Here is a 26,360-nt window from a genome sequence, read left to right on the forward strand (position 1 = left end):
CGGCGTTAAAACACCCCGGCTAGACAGGCTGGGGAAAACGGCGGGTACTATTCCATATCGGGGCGGCGTGATCAAAAAACATTCTCATTAACGCCGAAAATCCAGTGTGAGAGCTGGCTTGCCTGCTCCCACATTTTGATCGACGTACAGCCGTTAGAAGTCGACGGTGGCCGACAGCAGATAGGTGCGCGGCGTGGACAAGGTCAGCCCCGGCTCGCTGTCATCCGAAGCGCCGGCCGAGCTCCAGTAGCGCTTATCAGCGACGTTCTCCACATTCGCCCGCAAGGTGATGTGTTTGTCGTCCACCTTGAACGCGTAGCGCGCACCCAGGTCAACGCGGTTCCAGGCGTCGATTTCCTTGACGTTGGACTGGTCCAGGTACTGCGAGCTAGAGTAGATGCCACGGCTGGTCAGCGTCAGGCCTTCGAGACCCGGCACATCCCATTCGGCGCCAAGGTTAACGTTGTACTTGGGCGTGGCCGGGGCGCGGTTGCCGTCCCAGGTGCCGTTGGTGGTGTCTTTCAGTTCACTGTCGATGTACATCACCCCGCCGAGCAGGCGTAAGCCCTTGAGCGGTTCGCCGAACACACTCAGCTCTACGCCCGAGTTCTCACGTTTGCCATTGGGGCCGAAGAGCCGCGTAGTGGCATTGGTTTCATAGGCTGGCTGCTTGATGCGGAACACGGCGGCAGTCACCGCGAACGCGCCGGCGTCGTACTTGGCGCCCACTTCCACCTGGCGACTGATGAACGGCGGGAAGATCTCGTCTTCGTTTCGCGAGGTGGACGGCGCGATCTTGCCTTGGCTCAGGCCTTCCATGTAGTTGGCGTACAGCGACAATTTGTCGGTGGCCTTGAACAGCAGGCCGCCGGACGGCGAAACCTTTTCTTCGTCGTAGGCCGTGTCGCCTTTGACGCCGTTGCTCCAGTCATCCACCTTCACGCGCTGCCAGCGGGCACCGAGGGTGAGCAACAGGCGGTCGTCGAAGAAGCCCAGGGTGTCGGACAAGGCCACGCCGCTGAATTTGTTTTCGGTGTAGACCTTGGCGTCCTGGCGGGTAGCTGTGGACGGCGTCGGTGTTTGTACCGGGTTGTAGAGATTGCTCGGCGCCGCCCCATAGCGTGCGCCACCGTTGGTGAAGTCCATATCGAAGTAGCTGGCGGCGAGGTTGACCTCATGGGTGACTGGCCCGGTATGGAACCAGTTACGCACGCCAGCGGTGTAGGTGCGCACGTTTTCATCGCGGGTGAAATCCCGTGGCTGCACGCTGAAATCACCGGCCGCATTGGACACGGACACCGCGTGGCGCAGGAAGTCGTGGTTGCTTTTGCGCGCGCCCACGCCGCCGTAGAGCATCACGTTGTCGCTGAGGTCGTACTCGGCATTGACCGTGCCGAACGTGTCGTTGGTGCGGGCCTTGCTCCAGGATTGCGCATAATTGCGGCGCACGTCGTTAGCGCTGGGCACCGGCGCTGCGGCCGCCACCTGCACGCGCTCTTGCGGTGCATCGGTGTCGCGCTCGGTGTGGCCGATGTCGGTGGAAAGGCGCAGGCGTTCGCCACGGAAATCCAGGCCCAGCACGGCCATTTCGCGGTCGACGCTCTGGTGGTCCCAGGCGGTGTCGCCGGACTGCTTCACACCGTTGAAACGGATGCCGTACTGGTTGTCTTCGCCAAAGCGTCGACCAATGTCCACCGCACCGCCGGCCTGGCTGTCGGACGCCCAGTTGCCGGTGAACGAGTTGATGTCCTTGTCGGTGGCGCGCTTGGGCACCACGTTGATCCCGCCGCCCACGCTGCCACGCGGAGAGATGCCGTTGATCAACTGGCTCGGGCCTTTGAGGATGTCGACGCGGTCGGCCATTTCCATGTCGATGGTGTAGGTCGGCAGCACGCCATACAGGCCGTTGTAGGCTACGTCACTGTTGAACAGGCTGAAGCCACGGATGGTGAACTGCTCGTAACGCCCACCGGCGGGGTTGGTCGCGCGCACCGAGGGGTCGGCGGCGATCAGGTCGCCGAGGGTGCGGGCCTGTTGGTTCTTCACCGCATCCGCGGTGTAAGTGGTGATGCTGAACGGGGTTTCCATGAAGTCCCGCGTGCCGAGCATACCTTGGGCCGTGCGGCGCGCCACCTGGCCGCCGGCGTAGGTGTCGCCGTCATACAGGCCGGTGGTGCCGAGGATCGACGTCGGGGCCAACTCCAGCGTGCTGCCGTCCGGCGCCGGCACCAGCATGTAGCTCTGTGCGCCCATCGGTTGCAGTTGCAGGCCAGAGCCTTGCAGCAAGCGCGCAAAGCCCTCCTCCACTCCATATTCGCCGGACAAACCACTGCTGCTGCGCCCGCTGACCAACGCCGGGTCCACCGACAGGTTGACACCCGCCAACCCGGCGAAGCGGGTGAGCGCCGCACTCAGGCTGCCGGCGGGCACCTGATAACTACGGCGGGTGGCGGTGTCTTCGGCATAGCTGACGGCAGCGAAAAACGGGCTGGCGCTGAGACTCAGCAGCAGGCTCAGTTTGAGCAAGGGACGGACGACGGGCATTGGCGGAAACTCTCGATAGTGTTCACTTGCCTGGAATGACAGGCGAGATGAAAAAAAGGGACAGGCTCCGCCAATTTTTTTCGCTTACCACACGGCGATCGTTGAATCCGCCCTCGGCTCCGTTCCGCCGCACAATACACCACTGACCGGATCACGCAGAATGATCTGCCCACGTCCGTAGTCGGTGAGGTCGCTGGCGATCTGCACCTGATGCCCGCGCCGCGCCAAGGCGTTGGCCAAGTCGCGGGAGGCGCCCTGTTCGATGCCGACCTTCATGTCACCCAGCCATTGCCAGCGCGGCGCATCCAGCGCCGCTTGCGGGTTGAGGCCGAAATCCACCAGGTTCATCACCATCTGCAGGTGGCCCTGGGGCTGCATGTAGCCGCCCATCACGCCGAACGGGCCAAGGGCCTGGCCGTCCTTGGTGAGGAAACCGGGGATGATGGTGTGGAAGGTTTTCTTGCCCGGCGCCAGGCAGTTGGCGTGCGTCGGATCGAGGCTGAACTCCTGCCCACGGTTTTGCAGGGCGATGCCGCTGTCGGGCAGCACCACGCCGGAGCCGAAACCGTGGTAGTTGCTCTGGATGAACGAAACCATATTGCCTTCGGCGTCGGCCGTGGCCAGGTACACGGTGCCGCTGGCGTGAGGGTCGCCGGGTTTGGGCGGCTGGGCCTGTTCGCCGATCTGTTCACGGCGACGGCGGCTGTAGTCATCGCTGAGCAGGTCAGCAACAGCCATGCGCATATGCAGCGGGTCGGTGATGTAGTGCAGGCCATCGCTGTAGGCGAGTTTCATTGCCTCCAATTGGCGGTGCCAGGTCTGCTGGCTGTCGCGGTGATCGAAGCTGAAACCTTCGAGGATTTTCAGCGCCATCAACGCTACCAAACCCTGGCCGCTGGGTGGGATTTCCCACACGTCCACCCCCCGGTAATTGACGTGGATCGGCTCCACCCACTCGGCGCGGTAATCCTGGAGATCGCTGGCGCGCAGGTAGCCACCGCTGGCCTTGGAATGCGCGTCCAAGCGTTCGGCCAGCGCGCCGCGATACAGGCTTTCGCAGCGGGTGGCCGCCAGCTCTTCGAGGGTACGGGCCTGGGCCGGGTTGCGAAACATCTCCCCGGCCTGTGGCGCACGGCCGTCGATCAGGAAAGTGTCGAACCAGGCGTCCAGCGCCGCATTGCGATGAGGCGCGAATTCTTCCAGGGTGAGTTGCCATTGATAGGCAACCACCGGCGACAGCGGGAAACCGTCGCGCGCCAGGCGGATGGCCGGTTGCAGCAACTCGGCAAACGGCAACTTACCGAAACGCTGGGACAGCTCCGCCCAAGCCGACGGGCAACCGGGCACCGTGACCGGCGTCCAGCCATACAGCGGCATCTGGTCATGCCCGTCGGCCTTGACCGCCTCGATGCTCAAGGCCGCCGGCGCATGGCCGTTGCCATTCAAACCGTGCAACTGGCCCTTGCACCAGACCAGGGCAAACGCATCGCCGCCGAGGCCGCAGCCGGTGGGCTCCACCACCGTCAAAGCGGCCGCCGTGGCAATGGCGGCATCAATGGCATTGCCGCCCTTTTGCATGACCTCGATACCGGCCTGGGCGGCCAGGGGCTGGGACGCCGCGACCATGCCGCGCTGGGCAAACACACTCTGGCGCTGCGAGGGATAAGGGTACTCGTGAGCAGAAAATTTCAACATGGCAGAGGCTCTTCGATTCATTGGCCGGACTTGATGCGGTTCCATTCCCGGGTCATCAGACGCTGGATATTTTCCGGCAGGTCGGCGGAGACAAAGGTGTGGTTGATCACGTCATCGCCAGGATAAATACCGGGGTTGCCGCTGACTTTCGGGTCCATCAGTGGCGTGGCGTCTTTATTCGGGTTGGCGTAGCCGACGTAGTCGCTGATCGGCGCGATCACCTCGGGGCGCAACAGGTAGTTGATCAGGGTGTGGGCATTGGCCGTGTTGCCGGCGTCCTTGGGAATCGCCAGCATGTCGAACCACAGGTTCACGCCTTCCTTGGGGATCAGGTAGCGGATGTCGATGTTTTTGCCGGCTTCCTTGGCACGGCTCTGGGCCTGCATCACGTCGCCGGAATAACCGACCGCCACGCAGATATCGCCGTTGGCCAGGTCGGCGGTGTATTTCGAGGAGTTGAAGTAGGTCACCGAGGGCCGCAGCGCCATCAGCCGGGTCGAGGCCTGTTTGTAGTCGTCGGGCTGAGTGCTGTTGGGGTCCAGGCCGAGGTAGAGCATGACCTGCGGGATGATCTTCACCGGGGCATCAAGGAAGGCCACGCCGCAGCTTTTGAGCTTGGCCAGGTTGCCTGGCTCGAAGACCATCGACCAGGAATCCAGCACCGCGTCCTTGCCCAGCACGGCGCGCACTTTTTCTGCGTTGTAGCCGATGCCCACGGTGCCCCACATATAAGGCACGGCGTAGCGGTTGCCGGGGTCGGCGGCTTCCAGGCGCTGCATCAGGCGCGGGTCAAGGTGCTTCCAGTTATCCAGCAAATGTCGCTGCAACGGCTGGTAGGCACCGGCGCGGATCTGCTTGGACAGGAACTGGCTGGAGGGCACCACCACGTCATATCCCGAGTGCCCGGAAAGCAGCTTGGCTTCGAGCATTTCGTTGGTGTCGAAGATGTCGTATTGCACCTTGATGCCGCTGTCTTTCTCGAAGTTCTTCAAGGTGTCGGGGCCGATGTAATCGGACCAGTTGTAGACCTTGACCACAGGTGTGGCAGCCTGGCTCATGGGTACAACGGCGGCGCAGCACAGGGCTGCAAACAAGCTGGATAAACGCATGGCACATTTCCTTGGAAGGGTCATAACACGCGACTGAGAAAGGCTCGGGTACGGGGATGGCTGGGGTGGCTGAAAATCTGTTCCGGTGGCCCCTGTTCGATGAGTTCGCCTTGATCGAGCACCACCACGCGGTCCGCCACTTCACGGGCAAAGCCCATTTCGTGGGTGACCACCACCATGGTCATGCCCTCCTCGGCCAGTTCCTTCATCACCTGCAGCACTTCGCCGACGGTTTCCGGGTCGAGGGCGCTGGTGGGTTCGTCGAACAGCATGGCTTGGGGTTTCATCGCCAAGGCACGGGCGATGGCCACCCGTTGCTGCTGGCCACCGGAGAGCATCGACGGGTAATGGTTGGCCTTGTCCGCCAGGCCGACCCGAGCGAGTAATCCACGGGCCTGTTCCAAGGCTTCGGCGCGGGGTGTGCCGAGTACCTGGATCGGCGCTTCGATGATGTTTTCCAACGCGGTCATGTGGGGGAACAGGTTGAAGCGCTGGAACACCATGCCGATGTCGCGCCGCTGGCGGGCAATGTTGCGCTCCGAGTCGCGTACCAGGCTGCCGTCGCTGCGCTCGCGATAGCCCATGGCGCGGCCGTTGACGCGGATGCGTCCGCCCTGGATGTCTTCGAGCAGGTTGATACAGCGGATGAAGGTGGTCTTGCCCGAACCCGAGGCGCCGATCAGCACCACCACTTCTCCGCGCCGCACTTGCAGCGAAATACCCTTGAGGATCTGCAGCGTGCCAAACGACTTGTGGATATCCAGCGCTTCGATGATCAGTTCTTCACTGTGGTGCGCCATGGTTATCGTCCCCTCAGCAGTTTCAAAGTGCTGCGCCCGAACATGCGGCTGGACGCCGGTGGCGGCGCGGAAGGCCGGTCGGACTGGCCGAAGCGCGCCTCCAGCCAACGCTGGAAGAAGCCCCAGAGCGTGGTGAGCATCAGGAAATAGATCGCCACCACCAGGTACAGCTCAAACACGCGGAACGTCGCCGAGGTGACCATTTGCGTGCTGAGCAGCAATTCCTGCACGCCGATCACGCTGACCAGGGTGGTGTTCTTGAGCATCACGTTGAACTCGTTGCCCAGCGGCGGCACGATCACGCGAAACGCCTGGGGCAGTACGATGCGCCGCATCAGCTTGGCGAAGCCCATGCCCAGGGAGCGCCCGGCTTCGTATTGGCCCTTGTCGACGGCGCCAATGCCGGCGCGGATGATTTCGGCCATGTAGGCGCCTTCGTTGAGGCCCAGGGCGATGATCGCCGCCTGGATATTGCCGGGCACGACCAGGCCGAACAGATCGATGTCCTCAAAGCGGAAAATCCCCCCGGCCGCCAGCGCGGTGTAGAGAAACACGATCTGCACCAGCAGCGGCGTGCCGCGCATCAACCACACGTAAAACCGCACTGGCAGGTGCAGCAGCGGGTTCTTCGACAGGCGCAACAGCGCCGCCGCCAAGCCCAGTACGCAGCCCAGCAACATCGCCGACACCGCGATCAGACACGTCAGCCACAGCCCGGTGAGGTAGACCCCGCTGGGCTGCAACAGGTACTGCCAGAACACATCCCAATTGAAGTTCATCGCCGCAAACCTCAGTCGAGAGTGTCACTGCTGACATGCCATTTGTTCAGCAACGCCACATAGCTGCCATCGCTGCGCATGTCGCTGATCACTTGCTGCACGGCGGCGGTGAGTTGCGGGTCGTCCTTGCGCATGCCCAGGCCGGTGAGGATGCGGCTGAAGGCCGGTACACCTTCCTGGAACAGGTCCGGGGCCATCGCGGCGTAGTAGCCGGCGGTTTCCACCGTGGTGCCGTAGGCATCGACCTGGCTGATACGCAGGGCCTGGAAGGCGTCGGTGTCGGTGTTGTAGACCACCAGCTTCATCGGGGGCTTGCCGGCCTTGGTCAGGTTGTCGTTTTGCGCGTCCAGCAGGGTCTTGATGGTGGAGCCGTTGAGCACCGCCACCTTGTGCCCGGACAAGTCATCCAAGGCCTTGATGCCTTTGGGATTGCCTTTGGGCACCACCACCGACTGGCTGGAGTACATGTAGTTGACGATGTCGATCACCTGGCGCCGTTCGGGCTTGTCGAACAGCTGGTCGACGATCATGTCGCACTGCTGAGCAAGCAACGCCGGCACCAGACCGGAGAACGGAATCACCCGCCACTGCACGTGTTTGTCGCCCAGGCGCTTGGCGATCTCGAGCCCGAGGTCGACGGTGAGCCCGCGCGGCTTCTGCGCTTCATCGAAAGACACCAGGGGCGGCGAATCCATTCCCGAGCAATACACCAGTTTATCGACGCTCTTCAGGCGCTCCGGTACCTGGGGCGCGGCAATGGCCCATTGGGTACAGAGGCCGAGGGAGACAGCCACCAGCAAGGCGCGGCGTTTATGCATGACCAGACACTCCAGTTCGTTGGTTAACGGGGCAGGACTCAAAGTCAAAACACAGCAGGTCTTTCTTATTTTTCGGTTTGCAAGAATTGGATCAGCGCTGGCACGGTCCCCTCGATGTGCTCGCGCACCACTGCCTCGGCGCGGGCCGCGTCACCGGAACGGATGGCATCGAGGATCACCGCATGTTCCTGGCGGGCGCTGAGGGGTTTCTCGCCGTGCTGCAACCACAGGCGCATGGGCGCTTCCACCAGCGAGTACAGCGCCGAGATCTGCTTCATCAAGCGCGGACGGCCGCTGAGGCTGCACAGGTATTCGTGGAAAGCGCGGTGACGGCTGACCCAGGCGGCGCTTTCGTCGCGGTAATCGTCCATCTCGTCGAGCAGGCGCTCCAGTGCGGCCAATTGGCGTTCGCCGATGCGTGCGACCGCCACGCGCACCGCCAGGCCTTCGAGGGCACTGCGCATCTCGAACACTTCGTGTAACTCATCGATATCCAGGCCGCTCACGACGGCGCCACGGTTAGGCCTGAGGGTTACCAGACCTTGGGCATCCAAGCGGCGGAAGGCTTCGCGCACCGGCATGCGGCTCATGCCGATCTCGCTGGCGATGTCCTCGGCAATCAACCGGTCGCCCTTGCGGTAGCGGCCACCGCAAATAGCGTCGAGCAGGAAGTTGTAGGCCTCCTCCTCGGCGGTGAGGGGCTGGCGGTCAACGTAAGCGGGGGCAAATTGCATCGGCAGCACCTTTTGAATTTTTGTATCCAATTATCCACGAATGCAAAAAGCAGGATGTGTGCCAACTGATCGGGGGATATAGCAAGTGATTGATTTGGATGGGATAGCGATGAAATTGCGATAATCGCGTGGAGTGCGCGCGCAGGAAGTTGCTACCAAATAGCTCAGAAAACGCACTGTCTGTGGGCGGAAGTAACGGGAGGCGGGCATAAAACGCCGCAGACCGGACCATGAACTTTGCTTTAAGAAGGAACTCAGCCATCCGCCATAGGGTCGGGTGATGTACGAACTTTCTTCTCACTGCACGGTTGGGCCCGATGAAACAGACAGCCTTCGTCGCCATCGAGCATGCTGGTAACGCTCAGCGGGCTTTGTACGCCCCCTTCACAGCCCCTTGGCTTTCGAACAAATACCAACTGGACCTGAGCGATTTTAACGCCTGCCGGAACACCGAGTCGGGCGCGGTCTTCATCATTGCCTCCGGACCATCGGCTAAATCGTTTCCCATCGAGAAATTTGCGCATGTGCCGATGATCACGATGAATGGTGCCATTTCGATGTTTCTGGGCACTGGCGTTAAGCCGTACTTTTACGCCTGCACGGACAGAAGTTTCTCCGAACAGCAACCCGATTTATTCAAACACGCAATGGCCATCAGCCAGAGGGTTGCGCTGTGGGAAGACCACGCGCGATCTGCGCATGTTCGCCCCGTAGGACGCCTGTATCCGCTGTCCAAAGCCAAGCGACCTTCCTGGTTGAAATCTGTGCTGGGCAAACACAGCTCATTGGTGGTCAATCATCCCTTGGTGCCCAGTCGCGCAAGACCGCTAGGGTTCAGCAAAGACATGAGCGAAGGCTTTTTTGACGCACGAACCGTGGCCTATCTGGCCATACAGTTGGCATTCCATGTGGGGTTCACCCAGGTCTTTCTGGTGGGCGTTGATCTGGACGAGCGCTCAGGCAGGTTTTACGAAAGTGCTGATTCCACCCACTCACCCTGCGGGCTCGATCAGCACTACTTCACGCGCATACTGCCGTCGTTTGAATTGATGTCCGATAAGGTCATGGGGGATGACTTCAGGGTTTACAACCTGTCTGACATCTCACGAATTCCGGACAGTGTTGTTCCTCATGCCACCCTGGCGGATGTTGAAGGAATGCTCGTGTAAAACTGCGAAAGCTCGGAAAGACAAAGGAAGTCCACTACCGACTGAGTGGGCCCCCGTGTTGATGGTGCATCGATCAACCTCTACAAATGGCAGTTACAAGAAGCCCGGCGCTGGGCCGGGCTTCAATGTGACACCGTCAGAGCCTAACGATGCTTGTTCTTGTGTTTGTGCTTGTTGTTGCCTTTGTGCTTCTTGCCGTCTGATCGATGACCACTCTCATCATCTGCCAGGTTATTCCCCAGCGCGCCGCCTGCGGCACCACCTACACCGGCGCCAATAGTCGACCCCGTTGTGCCTCCGAGACGATTACCAATCAGCGAGCCGCCGGCTGAGCCGATACCACCACCTAGCGCGGCTTCCGCTCGGTTGCCCCTTTGAGCCCCGACAGCACTGCCGGCGGCACCACCCACGCCTGCGCCTACCGCTGCGCCCGTCGAGCCACCGAGCTGTTGACCTACGATATTACCAAGGGCACCACCAACGCCGCCTCCAAGGGCTGCTGTGCCATCTCCGGCTGCCATCGCTCCTTGCGAAATGAGGGCGCCCAAAATCAGGGCGGGTAGTGTCATTTTCATTCTGTGAACCTCTATGGGTTGTCAGCAGGCGCTCACGGTTTGAAACACGCCTGGAATTTGGATGAGAACAGATGACTGAAGTTCTATACCGACTGCACCCTGGGGCGAATCGTTGTAACAAGGTGTGCCGTGATGGTGCGAGGGGGGGGGGACGATCCTGAGGGGTGAATGTGGTTTTTTCCGGGCATGAAAAAGCCCAACCTGCAAAGATTGGGCTAAGTCATTGAAAAATATGGTCGGGACGGAGTGATTCGAACACTCGACCCCTAGCACCCCATGCTAGTGCGCTACCGGACTGCGCTACGCCCCGACTAGGCGTGTTACTGGGTTTGCTTCTTGACGAAGCGATCCGGAATATACCGCAAGCTTTTGAAATGTGGAAGTATTTTAAAAGCTTGAATCACTTCTTCAACACCACCAGCACATCTTCGAGTTCGGCGATCATCTGGCGGATCATTTGCTTGTATTGGGTAGTGTCGTCTTTGGCTTCATCACCGGACATACGCTGGCGCGCGCCGCTGATGGTGAATCCTTGGTCGTACAGCAACGCGCGGATCTGTCGGATCATCAGCACATCCTGGCGCTGATAATACCGACGGTTCCCGGTGCGTTTGACGGGGTTGAGTTGAGGAAACTCCTGCTCCCAATAGCGCAGCACGTGCGGTTTTACCGCACAGAGCTCGCTGACTTCACCAATGGTGAAGTAGCGTTTGCCTGGGATGACGGGTAGCTCGTCGTTATGACTTGGTTCCAGCATAAGCCTCAACTCGGGCCTTCAACTTCTGCCCTGGACGAAAGGTGACCACACGGCGAGCCGTGATCGGGATTTCTTCTCCCGTTTTTGGATTGCGGCCAGGCCGCTGGCGTTTGTCCCGCAGGTCAAAGTTGCCGAAACCGGACAATTTGACCTGTTCGTTGTCTTCCAGAGCGTGTCTGATCTCTTCAAAAAACAGCTCAACCAATTCCTTGGCCTCGCGCTTGTTCAGACCCAACTCTTCGTACAGACGTTCCGCCATCTCAGCTTTCGTCAAAGCCCCCATACGTCACTTCCTTAACGTGGCGTTCAACCTTTGTTCGAGCGAGGTGAGGATATTTTGTGTCGTGGTATTCACCTCATCGTCATTAAGAGTGCGCGATGGATGCTGCCAGGTCAAGCCAACTGCAAGGCTTTTTCTATGCGGATCAATACCTTTACCCTGATAGACGTCAAATAGCCTGAGGTCTGTCAGCCATTCCCCTGCATTTTCACGGATTACATCCAGAACAGCAGTGGCGGCCACTTCACGGTCGGCGATCAAGGCCAGGTCACGGCGCACTTCAGGGAAGCGCGACAACTCGCTGAATTTAGGCATTTTGCCAGAAGCCACTTCAGCCAGAACCAGCTCGAACACGAAGACCGGACGGTCGAGACCGAGGGTTTTCGACAATTCAGGGTGAATGGCGCCGACGAAACCGACCAGCCGACCTTCACGCTCAATGCGTGCCGTCTGGCCTGGGTGCAATGCAGGATGGCTGCCCGGCACGAAAGTGAAGGCGTCCAAAGCACCGGCAAAGCCCAGTACCGCTTCCACGTCAGCCTTGACGTCGAAGAAGTCCACAGCGTCGCGACCCTGTGCCCAGCCTTCCGGCAGACGGCTGCCGCAGACCACACCGGCCAGCATCGGCTCTTGCTTCAGGCCGTCCAACTGACCGACGAAACGCAGGCCGCTTTCAAACATGCGCACTCGGTCTTGCTGACGGTTCAGGTTATGGGAAAGGGCTTTCACCAGGCCTGGCCACAGCGAAGAACGCATGGCCGCCATGTCGTTGGAGATCGGATTGGCCAGTAACAGCGGTTCGACGCCTGGGTTGAACAGTTCGAACTGCTTCGGATCGATGAAGCTGTAGGTCACCGCTTCCTGATAACCACGGGCAACCAGCAGGCGACGCAGCTCAGGCAGGTGCGCACGCGCCTCGGCCTTTGGTTGTGGCGCCAGGCGCGCTTGCGGATAACGGACCGGCAGGCGGTTGTAGCCGTAGAGACGGGCCAGCTCTTCGATCAGGTCGACTTCCAGGCTGATATCGAAGCGATGGCTTGGTACTTCAACGTGCCACTGCCCTTCCCCACTCGAGGAAATAGCCAGGCCGAGAGCCGACAGCAGTTGCTCGATTTCAGCCGGCTCGATGACCAGGCCGAGCATTTGCTCGACGCTTTTGGCACGCAGGGTGATCGGTGCAACGGAGGGCAGGAACTGCGCGTTGACGGTTTCGGTGATCGGACCGGCTTCGCCACCGGTGATTTCCAGCAGCAGGCCAGTGGCGCGCTCCATGGCTTCACGGGCGAGGTTCCAGTCCACACCGCGCTCGTAGCGGTGAGAGGCATCGGTGTGCAGGCCGTAGGAACGGGCCTTACCGGCGATGGCGATCTGGTCGAAGAACGCGCTTTCAAGGAACACATCGCGAGTGGTCGCGGATACGCCGCTGTGCTCGCCACCCATCACGCCGGCAATCGCCAGGGCGCGGGAATGGTCGGCGATGACCAGGGTATCGGCACGCAGGCTGACTTCCTGACCGTCGAGCAGTACCAGCTTCTCGCCTTCTTCTGCCATGCGCACGCGGATGCCGCCGTTGATTTCGGCGAGGTCAAAAGCGTGCAGCGGTTGACCCAGCTCCAGCATCACGTAGTTGGTGATGTCGACGGCGGCGTCGATGCTGCGTACGTCGGCACGGCGTAAGCGCTCAACCATCCACAGCGGCGTTGGCTTGGACAGGTCGACGTTGCGAATCACACGACCCAGGTAACGCGGGCAGGCGTTTGGTGCCAGCACGTCGATCGGGCGTACTTCGTCGTGCACAGCAGGCACGGCGGCAACCACTGGACGGGTGACCGTGGCGTTGTACAACGCGCCGACTTCACGAGCCAAACCTGCCAACGACAGGCAGTCGCCACGGTTCGGGGTCAGGTCGACTTCGATGCTGGCGTCTTCCAACTCCAGGTAAACGCGGATGTCCTGGCCCACTGGCGCGTCGGCCGGCAGCTCCATCAAGCCATCGTTGCCCTCACCGACTTGCAGTTCTGCCTGGGAGCACAGCATGCCGTTGGACTCGACACCACGCAGCTTGGCCTTCTTGATCTTGAAGTCGCCTGGCAGCTCGGCACCGATCATGGCGAACGGGATCTTCAGGCCCGGACGCACGTTTGGCGCTCCGCACACGACCTGGAAGGTTTCCGCGCCATTGCTGACCTGGCATACACGCAACTTGTCGGCATCGGGGTGTTGTTCGGTGCTCAACACCTCACCCACGACCACGCCACTGAAAACACCGGCGGCCGGCGTAACGCTATCGACCTCAAGGCCGGCCATCGACAGACGGGCAACCAGCGCGTCGCGATCTACCTGCGGGCTTACCCAGCCACGCAGCCATTGTTCACTGAATTTCATCCTGCTCTCCTAAAGATTCGTTACGACTAGCGAAATTGCGCGAGGAACCGCAAGTCGTTGTCGAAGAACAGACGCAAGTCGTTCACGCCGTAACGCAGCATGGCCAGACGCTCAACGCCCATGCCGAAGGCAAAGCCCGAGAACTCTTCCGGATCGATGCCGGACATGCGCAGCACGTTAGGGTGAACCATGCCGCAGCCCATCACTTCCAGCCAGCCTGTCTGCTTGCACACGCGGCAGCCTTTGCCGCTGCACATCACGCATTCCATGTCGACTTCAGCGGACGGCTCGGTGAACGGGAAGAACGATGGACGGAACCGTACCGCCAGCTCCTTCTCGAAGAACACCCGCAGGAATTCTTCGATGGTGCCTTTGAGGTCGGCGAAGTTAATGTCGCGATCAACCAGCAGGCCTTCGACCTGGTGGAACATCGGCGAGTGGGTGATATCGGAGTCGCTGCGGTACACACGGCCTGGGCAGACAATGCGGATCGGCGGCTTGTTCGCTTCCATGGTGCGGACCTGTACCGGAGAGGTATGGGTGCGCAACAGCATGTTCGCGTTGAAATAGAAGGTGTCGTGCATCGACCGGGCCGGGTGGTGGCCTGGGATGTTGAGCGCCTCGAAATTGTGATAGTCGTCTTCGACCTCAGGGCCTTCGGCAATGCCGTAGCCGATGTGGGTGAAGAACTGCTCGATACGTTCCAGAGTCCGGGTGATCGGATGCAGGCCGCCCGAGGCCTGGCCGCGACCAGGCAAGGTGACGTCAATGGACTCGGCGGCGAGTTTGGCCGCGAGATCAGCCTCCTCCATGGTCGCCTTGCGCGCATTGAGCACCTCTGTGACACGCTCCTTGGCGACGTTGATCAGCGCACCGACTTGCGGGCGCTCTTCAGCCGGCAAATTCCCCAGGGTCTTCATCACCTGAGTCAATTCACCTTTCTTGCCAAGGTAGTGAACCCGGATTTGCTCCAGGGCATTTACATCTTCAGCGCTTTGCACAGCCTCAAGAGCTTGGGCAACGAGCGCGTCCAGGTTTTCCATGTACAGACTCCAGATACAAAATAGGGGAAGAGCTTGAAGGCTCTTCCCCTATTTAAGACGTTTACCACCTTGGGCTACAGACGTAACCCAGGGTGATTGTCGGGGGTACTTAAGCCAGAGTGGCTTTAGCTTTCTCGACAATCGCAGCAAACACCGCTTTTTCGTTCACTGCCAGTTCGGCCAGAACCTTACGGTCGATCTCGATGGAAGCTTTTTTCAGGCCAGCAATGAAACGGCTGTAGGACAGACCGTTAACACGTGCACCAGCGTTGATACGAGCGATCCACAGAGCGCGGAACTGACGTTTTTTCTGACGACGGTCGCGGTAGGCGTATTGGCCTGCCTTGATTACCGCTTGCTTGGCAACACGGAATACGCGTGAACGCGCGCCGTAGTAGCCTTTAGCAAGTTTCAGAATTTTTTTGTGACGTTTACGGGCAATGACGCCACGCTTTACACGAGCCATGAGTTACTTCCTCTATTCTTGATCCAAAAATTAACGAAGGCGCAGCATGCGCTCGACTTTTGCCACGTCAGACGGATGCAGCAAGCTGCTACCGCGCAGTTGACGTTTACGCTTGGTCGACATTTTGGTCAGGATGTGGCTCTTGAAAGCGTGCTTGTGCTTGATACCGTTAGCAGTTTTCAGAAACCGCTTAGCAGCACCACTTTTAGTCTTCATCTTTGGCATGTTCGGATACTCCGCATTCAGTTGATAAACATAATCAGAAGGCCTGCCGTGCCCTGTTGATTACTTCTTCTTTTTCGGGGCGATGACCATGATCAGCTGGCGTCCTTCCATCTTAGGATGCTGTTCAACGGAACCGTACTCCAGCAGGTCAGCTTCAACCCGCTTGAGGAGTTCCATGCCCAGCTCCTGGTGGGCCATCTCACGGCCGCGGAATCGCAAGGATACCTTGGCCCTGTCCCCATCACTCAGGAAACGTACCAGGTTGCGCAGTTTTACCTGGTAATCCCCTTCCTCCGTCCCTGGACGAAACTTGATTTCTTTTACTTGAATCTGCTTCTGGTTCTTCTTCGCCGCAGCAATCTGCTTCTTCTTTTCGAAGATCGACTTGCCGTAGTCCATCACCCGGCAAACAGGCGGGACTGCGTCGGCGGAGATTTCCACCAGGTCCAATTTGGACTCTTCAGCGATACGAAGCGCTTCATCAATCGAGACGATGCCAATCTGCTCGCCGTCAGCGCCAATTAACCGAACCTCGCGTGCCGAGATATTCTCGTTGATCGGGGCTTTCGGTGCAGCTCGTTTATCTTGTCTCATTTCACGCTTAATAATAATTACTCCGAATCTGGGCGACCACGCCGGGAAACCGCTTGAGCGAGGAACTCAGCGAACTGGGCGACGGGCATCGAGCCCAGGTCAGCACCTTCACGAGTACGCACAGCGACAGTCTGCATCTCGACTTCCCGATCTCCGATAACCAAAAGATAGGGAACCTTGAGCAAAGTATGCTCGCGGATTTTAAAGCCGATCTTTTCATTTCTCAAGTCGGACTTGGCACGAAACCCGCTTTCGTTGAGAGTTTTTTCAACTTCGGCGGCAAAATCTGCCTGTTTATCAGTGATATTCATGATCACTGCCTGGGTCGGAGCCAGCCACGCAGGGAATGCACCCTCGTAGTGCTCGATCAGGATCCCGACGAACCGTTCGAACGAGCCGAGGATCGCCCGGTGCAGCATAACCGGGTGTTTACGGCTGTTGTCTTCGGACACGTATTCGGCGCCCAGACGGATCGGCAGGTTAAAATCGAGCTGCAGGGTACCACACTGCCAGACGCGGCCAAGGCAATCTTTCAGCGAGAACTCGATCTTCGGACCGTAGAACGCGCCTTCACCCGGCTGCAGATCGTACGCAAGGCCCGCACTGTCGAGCGCAGCGGCCAGTGCAGCTTCGGCGCGATCCCACAGTTCGTCGGAGCCAACGCGTTTTTCCGGACGAGTGGACAGCTTCATCTCGACTTCGGTAAAGCCGAAATCGCGATAAACATCCATGGTCAGCTTGATGAACGCGGCGGATTCGGCCTGCATCTGCTCTTCGGTGCAGAAGATGTGGGCGTCGTCCTGGGTAAAACCACGCACACGCATGATGCCGTGCAGCGCACCCGATGGCTCGTTACGGTGGCAGGCACCGAACTCAGCCAGGCGCATCGGCAACTCGCGGTAGCTCTTCAGGCCTTGGTTGAACACCTGCACGTGGCACGGGCAGTTCATCGGCTTGATGGCGTAGTCGCGGTTTTCCGACTGGGTGGTGAACATGTTGTCGGCGTAGTTGGCCCAGTGCCCGGATTTCTCCCAGAGGCTACGATCAACAACCTGAGGCGTCTTGATTTCCAGGTAGCCGTTCTCACGCTGAACCTTGCGCATGTACTGCTCGAGCACCTGATACAGGGTCCAGCCGTTCGGGTGCCAGAACACCATGCCCGGCGCTTCTTCCTGGAGGTGGAACAGGTTCAGGCGCTTGCCGATCTTGCGGTGGTCGCGTTTTTCGGCTTCTTCGATGCGCTGGATGTAGGCCGCCAGCTGCTTCTTGTCAGCCCAGGCGGTGCCGTAGATCCGCTGCAGTTGCTCGTTCTTCGCGTCGCCACGCCAGTAGGCGCCGGACAGCTTGGTCAGCTTGAACGATTTGAGGAAGCGCGTATTCGGCACGTGCGGGCCACGGCACATGTCGACATATTCTTCGTGGTAGTACAGGCCCATGGCCTGTTCTTCCGGCATGTCTTCCACCAGGCGCAACTTGTAGTCTTCGCCACGGGCGGTGAACACGTCGATGACTTCGGCGCGCGGCGTGACTTTCTTGATCACGTCGTAGTCTTTTTCGATCAGCTGGTGCATGCGCTGTTCGATCGCAGCCAGGTCATCCGGAGTAAAAGGACGCTCATAGGCGATGTCGTAATAGAAGCCTTCTTCGATGACCGGGCCGATCACCATTTTCGCGGTTGGATACAGTTGCTTGACCGCGTGGCCAATCAAGTGTGCGCAAGAGTGGCGAATGATCTCCAGCCCCTCTTGATCCTTGGGCGTGATGATTTGCAGGCTGGCATCGCTGGTGATCAGATCGCTGGCGTCGACGAGCTTGCCGTCGACCTTGCCGGCCACGGTGGCCTTGGCCAGGCCTGCTCCAATGGATGCGGCGACCTCGGCTACGGAAACCGAATGATCGAATGAACGTTGACTGCCGTCGGGAAGAGTAATAGTTGGCATGGCGCCTCCTCTCCTAGTGGTGACCCCTACCAAAGGTCACGTGGGTTGGGATGAGCCAGTACAAGATCCAATACCAGGCCGTTCAGTGATGAACGCCTGCCTTACAGCGGCAGGAGCCTTTCGGCCAACCGATAATCGAACCAGAGTGACTGGAGTGAGCTAAAAAGAACATGGCAAGGCGGCAATGGGCGCGCCTGGAAATAGCCAGGCCGAAGATGCTAGCACAGATGAACGGTCATCGTGCCGCCGCTATCTTGCGTAAATACAAATTCCGCCCTTTATAGCTGCAAAAGTGAACTTGGGCTGTACGCCAGCCCTCAAACCCTCCGAGAATCGCCGTTCGTCCTCGACCCAAAGGAGCATCCTCATGATGCGTTTTACCTCTACCCTCGCTCTCGCCGCTTCCCTGACCCTCCTCTCCCTGGGTGCACAAGCTGCTGCCCCGTCGAACTGGCCAGCCGGTGCTCGCGACAGTTTTGTCAGCGACTGCAGCGCCGCCGCCAGCCAGAACGTAGACGTCAAAACTGCCAAAGCCCATTGCGAATGTGGCGCAGACAAGATCAACGCTGAACTGAGCACTGCCGAAATCAAAGAACTCATGACGAACCAGAACGCCAGCCCGGAGCTTAAAAACAAAGCAGTCGCGGCTATTTCGTCCTGCAAAGTCGTGAAGAAAAAGTAAGATTTGCGGCTGATCACACAGCTGTTTTGCCGGAAAAATGGCCCGAAAGCTGCCATTTCTCACAAATTACACAGGTTTTACGGCTTTTTTTACCAGCTGATATTTCGAGCTTAAGCCCCGTAAATCGGGGCTTTCAGCCGACCAAGGCACTAAACGCAACGCTATTGATTAGCAAACAATGCCTTGGGGGGGCTCCCAAGCCGAACATTTCGACTATGATAGCCCGGTGTGCCCAGTTGGCCTGAGCAGCACAGCACTACTGAAAATATATGTTTCTTGGAGATACACCATGTCTAATCGCCAAACCGGCACCGTTAAATGGTTCAACGATGAAAAAGGCTTCGGCTTCATCACTCCTCAAGGTGGCGGTGACGACCTGTTCGTACACTTCAAAGCTATCGAAAGCGACGGTTTCAAAAGCCTGAAAGAAGGCCAAACCGTTTCCTTCGTGGCTGAGAAAGGCCAAAAGGGTATGCAAGCTGCACAGGTTCGCGGCGAGTAATTCTCCGCTGAGCTAAAAAAACCCCGTCCATGTGGCGGGGTTTTTTATGGGCGCTGCAAAAGCCTGGAGCGACTTAGCCGCAATTGACTCGCGTGATCACCAGGTTATCGTCAGTGTTCAGGTTCAAGCGGTCGGAGCGATATTCCAGGGTGATCATGTCGTTAGGCTTGAGGATGCGTGCGTTCTGCGCACCGGCACGGGTACGCGCCTGCTCCAGCAATTGGGGCGAAGCTTTCTGGCCGATCGTGAACTCGGCGGCCTTCGACTCACAGCGGCTATGACCGGCATCGGCCACGGCGGCGTCTTTGGCTGGCTCAGAGGCACCCGGGGTGCTGCAACCCGCCAACGCGAGTGCTGCCAACAAAGTACCGAATGATGCGAGCTTCCAAGGCATGAAGCCTCCTATGATAAAAAATGGACAGAGATCGTGCGACAGCGATTGGGCGGATTGGTTTCAAGACGTAAACCGCCGCAGGGCAAGTCTGCCTGACTCTCGACAGGCATTCGCCCGGTCAATCGTGACCAGATATGAACGAAATCAGTAGATATCGATGTAGTCAAATTCCGGCGTCGGCCAGTTCTGTTTCAGCGCATTGAAAATCTGGGTCACCCAGACTTCGTCACTGGCAGCCACATTTCCCACATACCCTGAGCCTTTTGCCCAAGTCTCCAGGCGAAACAGCAGCCCGTCGATGTCCACACCGCCTACAAGCTTCCCCGAGGAGATATAGGCGATTCCAGCCTTGGTCACCCGCAACTGGGTATGTTCGTCGTCGCTGGCACTGGCGAGCAATTGGCGCACATTGGCCAATGTCAGGTTCTCGGGGTTGTTCAAATCGATCTGCACGTGGTGTCCCCGGCAATTAAACAGGCCGACAGTGTCGCACAGCGCTGCCGTCATTCCGAATCGCCTCATGCCTAAGTATCAGTGCCAAACGCGATACAAAATGGTTAACTGCCCCGGTAAGAACCGCGTTCCAGCGCACTGCCCAGTACTTTTAGCCTCGCGAGACTGTCATGACCACCGTAACGCTCCAAGCCGACATCAAAGCCAAGTGGCCCCAAGGGCAAAGCTCCTACAGCCCCGGTAGCCCCGAGGAATTGGCAATCATTGGTATCGACCTGCTGGTCAAGGAACTGGGCACGCAGGCGGCGCAAGCGTTCATCGGCCAGATATTCGAGAAATACCCGGCCGATCACATGGGGGCACACGACCCCGAGCGGGAATAGGAACCGGCCGGCGAGCGCCGACCGGTAAAGCCATTACTTCAGACGTGCCAGGCGCTCGGTCAACAGATCGAAGAAGCCCTGGGCGTCGCCATTCTCAACCCAAAAGACATTCTTTTGCTGCTTCAGGCCGTCGTACCAATCGACGATGGTCTGGCCGAAGGTCGGGCCCTCACGGCTATCCACTACCATATTGGCCTGACGACCACTGAACAGCGACGGTTTGAGCAGGTAGGCGATAACGGTTGCGTCATGCACCGGGCCGCCAGGAATACCATAGTGTTCCATGTCGCCCTTGACGTATTCGTTAAGAATATCGCCCACCACCTTGCTCGCGTTGTTCTTGATGTCAGCGATCTTTTTCAGGCGTGCTTCGCTGGTCAACACCTTGTGGGTGACGTCCAGCGGCAGGTAGGTCAGCTTGACGCCGCTCTTGAGCACAATCTCGGCGGCCACCGGGTCGGCGAACAGGTTGAATTCCGCCACCGGGGTGATATTGCCGCCATTGAAGTGCGCGCCGCCCATCACCACGACCTCCTTGATGCCTTGGGTGATTTCCGGCGCCTGGGTCAGTGCCAGCGCCAGGTTGGTCTGCGGGCCGAGCATGGCAATAGTGATACTGTGCGGCTTGGCGGTGCTCAGGGTCTTGATCAGGTAGTCAACGGCATTGCCGTCCGCCAGGCCCTTCTTGGGCTCATGTACGGTGACACCGGAAATACCTTCCTTGCCATGGATGTTCTCGGCGTAGATCGGCGTGCGCAGCAGCGGGGCTGGCGCACCGGCATACACTGGGATTTCCTCGCGCCCTGCCCACTCGCGGGCCAGGCGTGCGTTGCGAGAGGTCTTGTCCAGGCGCACGTTACCGGCGACGGTAGTCAGCGCACGGATGTTCAGCTCATCCGGGGAAGCCATGGCGAACAGCAAGGCCACCACATCATCAGCGCCTGGGTCAGTGTCGATGATCAGATCGATCTTTTCCGCCGCCTGGGCGCTTGCAGCAGTGAGTGCGGACAAAAGCAGAACACTCCGGAACAGGTTTTTCAGGGTTGGGAGACCACGTTGCATAAAACACTCCTTGTCGTTGAGAACGCTAGAACGCTAGAACGTTACGCCGGACACCAGCGCGATATTGCAGTAAGGCTGGCATTCGCCGGTGCGCACCACGGCGCGCGCCTTGCGGCTGAGTTGCTTGAATTCTTCATGGCTGACCAGGCGCCGCTCACCGAGGGCGGCCTGCTCTGTGAGCGTGTTGAGTTCGGCCAGCGCCGGCGGTTGCTTGAGCAGGATTTCTTCGGCCAGCACATGACTCTCCACCTGCATTTCACTGAGCACGATACGCAAGGTGCTGATGAAATCCGGGATGCCCTGGGTCAACGCCAGGTCAATCAGCTCGACGCCCGGCGGCACCGGCAGGCCGGCATCGCCAATCACCAGAATGTCGCCATGCCCCAGCGAAGCGATGACACGCGACAGGGCAATATTAAGCAGAGGTGTCTTTTTCATGAGGGCACAAAACCTTGTACGTCGTGCAGCGTTGGAATAGAGGGTTGCGCGCCGGCACGGGTGACCGACAGTGCCGCCGCGACCTGGCCAAAGCGGATGGCCTCAGCCTCGCTTTTGCCGTTGGCCAGTGCCGCGGCGAAACCGCCGACGAAGGTGTCGCCCGCAGCCGTGGTGTCGACCGCCTTGACCTTCGGCGCCTGCAAGTGCTCGAAGCGCTGGCCGTCGGTAAACAGCGCGCCCTGGGATCCCAGGGTGATGATCACTTTACCGGCTCCGGCCTGGATCAGTTGGGTCGCCGCCACCTTGGCGCTTTCAATTGAGTCGACTGTCACGCCGCTCAGTGCCGTGGCTTCGCTTTCATTGGGAATGAGGTAGTCGATCGACGCGTACCACTCAGCCGGCAATGGACCGCTGGCCGGAGCTGGATTGAGGATCACCGTCTTGCCCAGCTCACGGCCGCGCTTGAGGGTGTAGCCCACCGTATTCATCGGCACTTCCAGTTGGCAGACGATCACGTCGGCCGCTTGCAGCACCGCGTCAAACGCCTGCAACGAGGCAGGTGTCAGTTCGCCGTTACTGCCGGCTACGATCACAATCGCGTTCTGGCTGCTGTCATCCACCACGATCAAGGCCACGCCACTGGAGCCCTCCACCGTGCTGACAGCCTGGCAATCAATGCCCTCCACCAGCAATGCGTCACGCAATTGGGTGCCATAGGCGTCGGTGCCCACACAGCCGATCATCGAAACATCAGCGCCCAGCCGCGCCGAAGCGACCGCCTGGTTCGCGCCCTTCCCGCCAGGCACGGTGGAAAACGTCTGCCCGATGAGCGTTTCACCGGCACGCGGCAGCCGGCTGGCGCGGGTCACCAGGTCCATGTTCAAGCTGCCTACTACCACTACTTTTGCTGGCATACATCAGTACTCATCAATTCGGTTCAGCGGTATTGGGCGAATGTACCGGCGACGGGCGCCGTCGACTCACGCAATACAATGCTCGGCGTCACGATGCGTTGATCGATCGGCATGTGGGGTGTCGCAATTCTTCGCAGTAACAGCTCGGCCGCCGTCTCGCCCAGTTGCACGATCGACTGCCCGACCGTTGTCAACGCCGGGTAGACGTAACGGCCCATTTGAATGTCATCAAAACCGATCACTGACAGCTCGCCCGGCACGCGGATATTGCGCTCGGCTGCTGCGCGCAACACGCCGAAACCGATCATGTCGTTGCTGGCAAAAATTGCGCTGGGCGGATTGTGCGCCAACAACTGCACGGCGGCGGCATAACCGCCGGTGCTGGTGAAGTCGCTCTCCTGGGTGCGATTGGCCGCTACGTCAACACCCGCCTCTCGCAGCGCGCGGTGATACCCCGCCAGACGCATCTGCGCGACACGGGTATGGGCCGGACCGCCGATGCAGGCGATGTCTCGGTGGCCCAGTTCGAGCAAGTGTCGGGTCGCCAGGTAGGCGCCCTCCTCGTGGTCGATACGTACCAAGTCCACATCAATGCCATCCAACGCCCGGTCGACGATCACCATGGGCGTACGCACCGCGCTCAAGCCGGCGGCAAGACCGCTGTCGTCGCCGCCCACCGAGGTCACGATCAAGCCGTCGATGCGCTTTTCCAACAACACGCGCAAATAGTTACGCTGCTTTTCGGCGTTGTCGTCGGAGTTGCAAAGAATCACGCAGTAGCCATTACGCTCACAGTAATCCTCGATACCCCGGGCCAATTCCGCGAAATACGGGTTGAGGCTGTTGGGCACCAGCAAACCGATAGTGGCTGTGGTCTTGGCCTTGAGCGAACGCGCGACGGCGCTGGGCACGTAGTCGAGCTGCTTGATGGCTGCCTCGACCTTGATGCGTACCGGCTCGCTGACCGGGCGCGTCTTGTTCACCACATGGGACACCGTGGTGTAGGAAATACCCGCGAGCGCTGCCACATCCTTGATCGTTGCCATGGTTCAGCCTCGCCGACTGGCGCGCTGGCTGCGGTAGGTATCGAGGACCACGGCAATCACGATCACGGCACCGGTAATGATGCGCTTCGTGGGCTCCGTGGCACCGATCTGCGCCAGGCCGGCGGCCAATACCGAAATAATCAACACACCAAAAAAGGTACTGATCACTGAGCCGCGCCCGCCCATCAGGCTGGTGCCGCCGATCACCACCGCGGCGATCACTTGCAGCTCCAGGCCGGAGCCCGCATTCGGGTCCGCAGCTTCCAGGCGCGAAATCTGGAACAGTGCGGCCACACCAGCCAGCAGGCCCATGAGGCTGAACACCAGAATCTTGTAGGGCTTGGGATTGATCCCCGCCAGGCGTACGGCCTCTTCGTTGGTGCCGATACCGATTAGGTAACGACCAAACACGGTACGCGTCAATACAAGCTGCGCGGCGATAATCACCAGCAAGGCAATGATGAACGAGGGCGAGATGCCAAAGGCAATCGGGTTGGACAGCCAGGCAAATGAATCACCGATGTAGGCAGTGCGCGAACCGGTCATCTGGTACGCCACGCCACGGGCCATTTCCAGCACGCCAAGGGACACGATGAATGACGGAATGCGCCAGGCCACGGTGATCGAACCGGTGATGGTGCCCGCCAACGCCGCGCAACCCATGCCCAGCACGGCAGCCGGCAACACGCTCCAGCCCCAGCCGAGAATCGCCACGCTGACGGCCGACGCCGCCAGGGCCAGCACCGAGCCCACCGACAGGTCGATGCCGCCGATGATGAGGATGAAGGTCATGCCCACCGCCAGCACCATCAAGTCTGGAATCTGGTTGGCCAACGTGCTGAAGGTGTCGTAGGACAGGAAGTGGTCGCTGAGCACCGAGAACAGCGCGATCATCGCCAGTAAGGCGCCCGCCAGGCCCAGGTAAGTACCCAGGCCGTAGAAGTTGCCGCCAGTCTTGCCGGGGGAAGTTGTGGTTTTCATGGGGTATCCCTAAGCACTGCGTCGTTGAGCAGCGCATCACGTTTCTGATAGCCGGCAAAGGCGGCGGCGAGCAATTCGTCCTGGGTCCAGTTGTCGCGCTCGAAAGTCTCGATCAAGCGCCCGGCGGACAACACGCCGATGCGGTCGCAGATCAGCATGAGTTCGCGCAGGTCGCTGGACACCACCACCAACGCTTTGCCCTGACGGGTCAATTCGCCCAGCAAGGCATAAATATCGAATTTGGCACCGACGTCGATGCCACGGGTCGGCTCATCGAACAGCATCACCGAGCAATCGCGCTCCAGCCAGCGGCCAATCACCACCTTCTGCTGGTTACCACCGGACAGCTCGGACACCAACTGCGCCGGGCTGGAACTGCGGATGCGCATGGCATCGATCTGGCGCTTGGCCAGCGCAGTTTCATTGCGGCTGTTGACCACGCCACCGCCGGAAATTTCCGGCATGTTACCCAGCGCGATATTGGCGCTGATGGACTGAGTCAGCAGCAAGCCTTCGCCCTTGCGGTCCTCGGTGATCAGGGCAATGCCGTGGCCTACCGCATCGACCGGCGAGCGAATGCTCACCACCTGGGCCGGCGAGCCAAGCGCCACGGTGCCGCTGTCGGCCAGGTCGGCGCCGAAGATCAGACGCAACAGTTCAGTACGACCGGCACCGATCAGGCCGGAAATGCCGTAGATTTCCCCCGCACGCACTTCGAAGGACACATCGCGGACTTTGTCCGAGCGGGTCAGGCCTTTCACCGTCAAGGCCGGACCACCAATGGTGCGCGGGCCCAGGTCGATGTGTTCGCCAAGCTCGCGACCGACCATCAAGGTGACCAATTGCTCGCTGTTGTAGTTGGCCATGGGCTCGACACAGACCAGCTTGCCGTCGCGCAATACCGCAATGCGTTGGGCCACACGGGCCAGCTCTTCCAGCCGGTGTGAAATGTAGATGATCGCCACGCCCCGGGCCTGCAGGCGGGTGATTTGTTCAAACAGCATCTCGACTTCACGGGCGGTGAGCATGGCCGTGGGCTCGTCGAGGATCAATACATGGCAGTCGCCGATCAGGTTACGGGCGATCTCGACCATTTGCTGATGGCCAATGCCCAGGCTGCCGACCAGTGTATCCGGGTCGATGGCATCCAGGCCGACCTGGGCCATGGCCTCGATCGCAGCCTTGCGCAGTTGCTTGCGGCTGATCCAGCCACAATGGCTGGGCAGGTTATCCAGGAACAGGTTTTCGGCGACGGTCAGCGTCGGCAGCAGGTTGAGTTCCTGCATGACCATGCGCACGCCCAGCTCTTCGGCCTGGGTGCGGCTGCCGGGGCGGTAGTCCTGTCCATTGAACTGCATATGCCCGGTGGTCGGCGTGACCAGCCCGCCGATGATTTTCGACAAGGTGCTTTTGCCGGCACCGTTCTCACCGGTCAGCGCCAGCACTTCCCCGCGATTGAGCGTCAGGGTGATGTCGGACAGAACCGGCTGGGCATAGGTCTTGCCGATACCGCTGACCGAGAGGACAGCGTTCGGGGCGGAAGATGACATAGGAAAATCTCCAGGCGCCCGCTCAGGACGAGCGAGCGCTGT

Annotated in this window: 28 protein-coding genes and 1 tRNA gene; 4 read left to right on the forward strand and 25 right to left on the reverse strand. The window is 59.8% G+C overall.

Features of this window, described 5'->3' with window-relative positions:
• Positions 1 to 153 precede the first annotated feature (153 nt).
• From H096_RS23290 to H096_RS23320, 7 genes are all read right to left on the reverse strand, one after another.
• A complete protein-coding gene (locus tag H096_RS23290; protein WP_033901711.1) occupies positions 154 to 2,544 on the reverse strand; it encodes a TonB-dependent receptor in 2,391 nt (796 codons plus the stop codon).
• Between the two features lie 84 nt (positions 2,545 to 2,628).
• Positions 2,629 to 4,239, reverse strand: a complete 1,611-nt coding sequence (locus H096_RS23295) for a gamma-glutamyltransferase family protein (RefSeq protein WP_033901712.1) — start codon at positions 4,237 to 4,239, stop codon at positions 2,629 to 2,631.
• A 17-nt stretch (positions 4,240 to 4,256) separates the two neighbouring features.
• The gene (locus H096_RS23300; RefSeq protein ID WP_033901713.1) at positions 4,257 to 5,348 is read right to left on the reverse strand and encodes a polyamine ABC transporter substrate-binding protein; all 1,092 of its coding nucleotides are present in this window, start codon (positions 5,346 to 5,348) and stop codon (positions 4,257 to 4,259) included.
• A gap of 20 nt (positions 5,349 to 5,368) precedes the next feature.
• Complete coding sequence (locus tag H096_RS23305; RefSeq protein ID WP_033901714.1) at positions 5,369 to 6,148, reverse strand: amino acid ABC transporter ATP-binding protein; 780 nt, start codon at positions 6,146 to 6,148, stop codon at positions 5,369 to 5,371.
• Between the two features lie 2 nt (positions 6,149 to 6,150).
• On the reverse strand, positions 6,151 to 6,927 hold the full coding sequence (locus tag H096_RS23310; protein WP_010209179.1) for an amino acid ABC transporter permease: 777 nt from the start codon (positions 6,925 to 6,927) through the stop codon (positions 6,151 to 6,153).
• A gap of 11 nt (positions 6,928 to 6,938) precedes the next feature.
• The gene (locus H096_RS23315) at positions 6,939 to 7,745 is read right to left on the reverse strand and encodes an ABC transporter substrate-binding protein (protein ID WP_033901715.1); all 807 of its coding nucleotides are present in this window, start codon (positions 7,743 to 7,745) and stop codon (positions 6,939 to 6,941) included.
• Positions 7,746 to 7,810: 65 nt separating this feature from the next.
• Positions 7,811 to 8,479, reverse strand: coding sequence for a GntR family transcriptional regulator (locus H096_RS23320; RefSeq protein WP_033901716.1), 669 nt, complete (start codon positions 8,477 to 8,479; stop codon positions 7,811 to 7,813).
• Positions 8,480 to 8,796: 317 nt separating this feature from the next.
• On the opposite strand from H096_RS23320, the gene H096_RS23325 reads away from it, so the two are divergent.
• A complete protein-coding gene (locus H096_RS23325) occupies positions 8,797 to 9,648 on the forward strand; it encodes an LPS biosynthesis protein (protein WP_033901717.1) in 852 nt (283 codons plus the stop codon).
• A gap of 143 nt (positions 9,649 to 9,791) precedes the next feature.
• Here H096_RS23325 and H096_RS23330 read toward each other — a convergent pair whose 3' ends face one another.
• From H096_RS23330 to thrS, 10 genes are all read right to left on the reverse strand, one after another.
• Complete coding sequence (locus H096_RS23330; RefSeq protein ID WP_033901718.1) at positions 9,792 to 10,223, reverse strand: hypothetical protein; 432 nt, start codon at positions 10,221 to 10,223, stop codon at positions 9,792 to 9,794.
• 233 nt (positions 10,224 to 10,456) lie between these two features.
• Positions 10,457 to 10,533, reverse strand: a tRNA-Pro gene (locus H096_RS23335).
• A gap of 90 nt (positions 10,534 to 10,623) precedes the next feature.
• A complete protein-coding gene (locus tag H096_RS23340; protein ID WP_010209127.1) occupies positions 10,624 to 10,980 on the reverse strand; it encodes a MerR family transcriptional regulator in 357 nt (118 codons plus the stop codon).
• The gene (gene ihfA / locus H096_RS23345) at positions 10,961 to 11,263 is read right to left on the reverse strand and encodes an integration host factor subunit alpha (RefSeq protein ID WP_002553164.1); all 303 of its coding nucleotides are present in this window, start codon (positions 11,261 to 11,263) and stop codon (positions 10,961 to 10,963) included. Before ihfA ends, H096_RS23340 begins: the two co-directional genes overlap by 20 nt.
• A 3-nt stretch (positions 11,264 to 11,266) precedes the next feature.
• Positions 11,267 to 13,645 carry a phenylalanine--tRNA ligase subunit beta gene (gene pheT, locus H096_RS23350; RefSeq protein ID WP_033901720.1) on the reverse strand — a complete coding sequence of 793 codons (2,379 nt, stop codon included), beginning with the start codon at positions 13,643 to 13,645 and terminating at the stop codon, positions 11,267 to 11,269.
• Between the two features lie 26 nt (positions 13,646 to 13,671).
• A complete protein-coding gene (gene pheS, locus H096_RS23355) occupies positions 13,672 to 14,688 on the reverse strand; it encodes a phenylalanine--tRNA ligase subunit alpha (RefSeq protein WP_010209123.1) in 1,017 nt (338 codons plus the stop codon).
• Positions 14,689 to 14,797: 109 nt separating this feature from the next.
• Positions 14,798 to 15,154, reverse strand: a complete 357-nt coding sequence (gene rplT / locus H096_RS23360) for a 50S ribosomal protein L20 (RefSeq protein WP_003174975.1) — start codon at positions 15,152 to 15,154, stop codon at positions 14,798 to 14,800.
• 30 nt (positions 15,155 to 15,184) lie between these two features.
• Entirely contained in the window at positions 15,185 to 15,379 is a 195-nt protein-coding gene (gene rpmI / locus H096_RS23365; RefSeq protein ID WP_002553160.1) for a 50S ribosomal protein L35, read from the reverse strand.
• A gap of 60 nt (positions 15,380 to 15,439) precedes the next feature.
• Complete coding sequence (infC, locus tag H096_RS23370) at positions 15,440 to 15,991, reverse strand: translation initiation factor IF-3 (protein ID WP_169850653.1); 552 nt, start codon at positions 15,989 to 15,991, stop codon at positions 15,440 to 15,442.
• Positions 15,991 to 17,913, reverse strand: a complete 1,923-nt coding sequence (thrS, locus tag H096_RS23375; protein WP_033901721.1) for a threonine--tRNA ligase — start codon at positions 17,911 to 17,913, stop codon at positions 15,991 to 15,993. Before thrS ends, infC begins: the two co-directional genes overlap by 1 nt.
• A 367-nt stretch (positions 17,914 to 18,280) precedes the next feature.
• Between thrS and H096_RS23380 the strand changes: the two genes are divergently transcribed.
• Both H096_RS23380 and H096_RS23385 read left to right on the forward strand, forming a co-directional pair.
• The gene (locus tag H096_RS23380; RefSeq protein ID WP_016978147.1) at positions 18,281 to 18,595 is read left to right on the forward strand and encodes a hypothetical protein; all 315 of its coding nucleotides are present in this window, start codon (positions 18,281 to 18,283) and stop codon (positions 18,593 to 18,595) included.
• 289 nt (positions 18,596 to 18,884) lie between these two features.
• Complete coding sequence (locus H096_RS23385) at positions 18,885 to 19,097, forward strand: cold-shock protein (RefSeq protein ID WP_003234260.1); 213 nt, start codon at positions 18,885 to 18,887, stop codon at positions 19,095 to 19,097.
• Positions 19,098 to 19,170: 73 nt separating this feature from the next.
• Here H096_RS23385 and H096_RS23390 read toward each other — a convergent pair whose 3' ends face one another.
• Entirely contained in the window at positions 19,171 to 19,491 is a 321-nt protein-coding gene (locus tag H096_RS23390; RefSeq protein WP_025857833.1) for an I78 family peptidase inhibitor, read from the reverse strand.
• Positions 19,492 to 19,635: 144 nt separating this feature from the next.
• Positions 19,636 to 19,944, reverse strand: coding sequence for a hypothetical protein (locus H096_RS23395; protein WP_033901826.1), 309 nt, complete (start codon positions 19,942 to 19,944; stop codon positions 19,636 to 19,638).
• Positions 19,945 to 20,114: 170 nt separating this feature from the next.
• Between H096_RS23395 and H096_RS23400 the strand changes: the two genes are divergently transcribed.
• Positions 20,115 to 20,327 (forward strand): hypothetical protein, encoded by a 213-nt coding sequence (locus H096_RS23400; protein ID WP_010209115.1) that lies wholly within the window; start codon positions 20,115 to 20,117, stop codon positions 20,325 to 20,327.
• Between the two features lie 33 nt (positions 20,328 to 20,360).
• Here the strand turns inward: H096_RS23400 and H096_RS23405 are convergent, their stop codons facing one another.
• Genes H096_RS23405 through H096_RS23430 form a run of 6 tightly spaced genes read right to left on the reverse strand, consistent with a single transcriptional unit; the run spans position 20,361 to position 26,318 of the window.
• Entirely contained in the window at positions 20,361 to 21,389 is a 1,029-nt protein-coding gene (locus H096_RS23405; protein WP_033901722.1) for a nucleoside hydrolase, read from the reverse strand.
• Positions 21,390 to 21,422: 33 nt separating this feature from the next.
• Entirely contained in the window at positions 21,423 to 21,827 is a 405-nt protein-coding gene (gene rbsD, locus H096_RS23410) for a D-ribose pyranase (RefSeq protein WP_016978152.1), read from the reverse strand.
• Positions 21,824 to 22,741, reverse strand: coding sequence for a ribokinase (gene rbsK, locus H096_RS23415; protein WP_033901723.1), 918 nt, complete (start codon positions 22,739 to 22,741; stop codon positions 21,824 to 21,826). Before rbsK ends, rbsD begins: the two co-directional genes overlap by 4 nt.
• Positions 22,742 to 22,764: 23 nt before the next feature.
• On the reverse strand, positions 22,765 to 23,787 hold the full coding sequence (locus H096_RS23420; RefSeq protein ID WP_016978154.1) for a LacI family DNA-binding transcriptional regulator: 1,023 nt from the start codon (positions 23,785 to 23,787) through the stop codon (positions 22,765 to 22,767).
• Positions 23,788 to 23,790: 3 nt separating this feature from the next.
• The gene (locus H096_RS23425) at positions 23,791 to 24,768 is read right to left on the reverse strand and encodes an ABC transporter permease (RefSeq protein ID WP_010209107.1); all 978 of its coding nucleotides are present in this window, start codon (positions 24,766 to 24,768) and stop codon (positions 23,791 to 23,793) included.
• Positions 24,765 to 26,318, reverse strand: coding sequence for a sugar ABC transporter ATP-binding protein (locus H096_RS23430; RefSeq protein ID WP_033901724.1), 1,554 nt, complete (start codon positions 26,316 to 26,318; stop codon positions 24,765 to 24,767). The genes H096_RS23425 and H096_RS23430 overlap by 4 nt, the downstream gene beginning before the upstream one ends.
• Positions 26,319 to 26,360: the final 42 nt, after the last annotated feature.

The organism is Pseudomonas sp. FH1 (genome assembly GCF_000510895.2).
GTDB classification, from domain to species: Bacteria; Pseudomonadota; Gammaproteobacteria; order Pseudomonadales; family Pseudomonadaceae; genus Aquipseudomonas; species Aquipseudomonas azotoformans_A.

Excerpts from the sequence above, each read along its gene's own strand:
- H096_RS23405 (WP_033901722.1), bottom strand. The coding sequence starts at position 21,389 with ATGCAACGTGGTCTCCCAACCCTGAAAAACCTGTTCCGGAGTGTTCTG.
- rplT (WP_003174975.1), bottom strand. The coding sequence starts at position 15,154 with ATGGCTCGTGTAAAGCGTGGCGTCATTGCCCGTAAACGTCACAAAAAA.
- H096_RS23290 (WP_033901711.1), bottom strand. The coding sequence starts at position 2,544 with ATGCCCGTCGTCCGTCCCTTGCTCAAACTGAGCCTGCTGCTGAGTCTC.
- rpmI (WP_002553160.1), bottom strand. The coding sequence starts at position 15,379 with ATGCCAAAGATGAAGACTAAAAGTGGTGCTGCTAAGCGGTTTCTGAAA.
- H096_RS23325 (WP_033901717.1), top strand. The coding sequence starts at position 8,797 with ATGAAACAGACAGCCTTCGTCGCCATCGAGCATGCTGGTAACGCTCAG.
- pheS (WP_010209123.1), bottom strand. The coding sequence starts at position 14,688 with ATGGAAAACCTGGACGCGCTCGTTGCCCAAGCTCTTGAGGCTGTGCAA.
- H096_RS23340 (WP_010209127.1), bottom strand. The coding sequence starts at position 10,980 with ATGCTGGAACCAAGTCATAACGACGAGCTACCCGTCATCCCAGGCAAA.
- pheT (WP_033901720.1), bottom strand. The coding sequence starts at position 13,645 with ATGAAATTCAGTGAACAATGGCTGCGTGGCTGGGTAAGCCCGCAGGTA.
- H096_RS23380 (WP_016978147.1), top strand. The coding sequence starts at position 18,281 with ATGATGCGTTTTACCTCTACCCTCGCTCTCGCCGCTTCCCTGACCCTC.
- H096_RS23310 (WP_010209179.1), bottom strand. The coding sequence starts at position 6,927 with ATGAACTTCAATTGGGATGTGTTCTGGCAGTACCTGTTGCAGCCCAGC.
- H096_RS23425 (WP_010209107.1), bottom strand. The coding sequence starts at position 24,768 with ATGAAAACCACAACTTCCCCCGGCAAGACTGGCGGCAACTTCTACGGC.
- H096_RS23300 (WP_033901713.1), bottom strand. The coding sequence starts at position 5,348 with ATGCGTTTATCCAGCTTGTTTGCAGCCCTGTGCTGCGCCGCCGTTGTA.
- H096_RS23320 (WP_033901716.1), bottom strand. The coding sequence starts at position 8,479 with ATGCAATTTGCCCCCGCTTACGTTGACCGCCAGCCCCTCACCGCCGAG.
- H096_RS23430 (WP_033901724.1), bottom strand. The coding sequence starts at position 26,318 with ATGTCATCTTCCGCCCCGAACGCTGTCCTCTCGGTCAGCGGTATCGGC.
- H096_RS23420 (WP_016978154.1), bottom strand. The coding sequence starts at position 23,787 with ATGGCAACGATCAAGGATGTGGCAGCGCTCGCGGGTATTTCCTACACC.
- H096_RS23295 (WP_033901712.1), bottom strand. The coding sequence starts at position 4,239 with ATGTTGAAATTTTCTGCTCACGAGTACCCTTATCCCTCGCAGCGCCAG.
- rbsD (WP_016978152.1), bottom strand. The coding sequence starts at position 21,827 with ATGAAAAAGACACCTCTGCTTAATATTGCCCTGTCGCGTGTCATCGCT.
- ihfA (WP_002553164.1), bottom strand. The coding sequence starts at position 11,263 with ATGGGGGCTTTGACGAAAGCTGAGATGGCGGAACGTCTGTACGAAGAG.
- H096_RS23385 (WP_003234260.1), top strand. The coding sequence starts at position 18,885 with ATGTCTAATCGCCAAACCGGCACCGTTAAATGGTTCAACGATGAAAAA.
- H096_RS23330 (WP_033901718.1), bottom strand. The coding sequence starts at position 10,223 with ATGAAAATGACACTACCCGCCCTGATTTTGGGCGCCCTCATTTCGCAA.
- H096_RS23305 (WP_033901714.1), bottom strand. The coding sequence starts at position 6,148 with ATGGCGCACCACAGTGAAGAACTGATCATCGAAGCGCTGGATATCCAC.
- H096_RS23315 (WP_033901715.1), bottom strand. The coding sequence starts at position 7,745 with ATGCATAAACGCCGCGCCTTGCTGGTGGCTGTCTCCCTCGGCCTCTGT.
- H096_RS23390 (WP_025857833.1), bottom strand. The coding sequence starts at position 19,491 with ATGCCTTGGAAGCTCGCATCATTCGGTACTTTGTTGGCAGCACTCGCG.
- thrS (WP_033901721.1), bottom strand. The coding sequence starts at position 17,913 with ATGCCAACTATTACTCTTCCCGACGGCAGTCAACGTTCATTCGATCAT.
- rbsK (WP_033901723.1), bottom strand. The coding sequence starts at position 22,741 with ATGCCAGCAAAAGTAGTGGTAGTAGGCAGCTTGAACATGGACCTGGTG.
- H096_RS23400 (WP_010209115.1), top strand. The coding sequence starts at position 20,115 with ATGACCACCGTAACGCTCCAAGCCGACATCAAAGCCAAGTGGCCCCAA.